At 39.3% G+C, this 1,052-nt stretch carries 1 protein-coding gene; it reads right to left on the bottom strand.

The features are described 5' to 3' along the window. The coding region (locus C7954_RS13550) for a reverse transcriptase domain-containing protein (protein ID WP_243833704.1) at positions 1-523 on the bottom strand (523 nt) is incomplete at its 3' end. Positions 524-1,052 lie beyond the last annotated feature (529 nt).

Below are 1,052 nucleotides of genomic sequence, written 5' to 3'. Positions count from 1 at the left end.
TTTCTGTGGGTATATATTCTCCATCTTTCATGACTCCCATGGTCAGCCACGATTTTATTATTTCAATTACCCAACCATCTGTTACTTTTTGCTTTATGAATTCTATTAAAAGCTTATGGTCTATATTATCGAAAAACCCTTTGATATCTGCATCTAATACCCATTTGTATCCCTGTTCTTTATATTCTTCAATTTGGTTTATCGCGTCCATCTGCGATTTACCTTTTCTAAATCCAAAAGAACAGTCACAGAATTCTTTCTCATATATTGGCTCCAGTATTCCTCTCACTGCCGCCTGAGCTATTCTGTCTTTAACTGTGGGTATTCCAAGTGGTCGCTGTCTTCCATCACTTTTCGGGATAAATACTCTCAGTGCTGGTTTGGGTTGATATCTATCTTCTAAGAATTCTCTGTATAGTTCTCTCATGTGGACTGAATAGTTTTCTTTGAATTCTACTGTATCTATTCTGTCAACACCTGCACTACCACTGTTATCTAAGACATGTTTTGCGGCTGCTTTCATATTCCTAATCTTTGTTACTTTATCTTTAAGGGTGTAATACGTCTTCTCAGTTATCTCTTTCACCAGTCCTTACTTCACGACTTACCAGTCTCCAATTCTACAGTCCAGTTAAACAGACCCTATTTTCATAATATTATCAGCCGCGTTTTAGGTTCTCACCAATCGCCCCCTCTGACATTTTACTACTGAGGTTATGGTGTTTCTGACCTACCACCTTTGAGATTAGATTTCTCCCTCCGGCTACCAGCCTGACCCACTGCTTTAAGCAGTGTTTAAACCATTAAAATCTGTCTACCACTCCTGTATTAATTTCAACTTCGACTGCGCTGGCTGTCCTTTGCTAAACTGGCTTTATCCTCCTGCAGGTCACCCTGCTATCTAAGGACCAGTCATCATAGCTACTATTGACGCCATCTGAACTCTGTATCTGCTTTATCTTGGTTTTCCCGTTCAGGTTATACCGCGACTTACTAAAACTAGTTTTAGTTTTAGACAAATACAGAACTCCTCCGGTCAATTATTCCATCTT

The sequence above is a fragment of the Halanaerobium congolense genome (assembly GCF_004366375.1).
GTDB lineage: Bacteria > Bacillota > Halanaerobiia > Halanaerobiales > Halanaerobiaceae > Halanaerobium > Halanaerobium congolense.
Note: the sequence above shows the minus strand (reverse complement) of the source record. Positions and strands in the feature narration are given on the sequence as shown.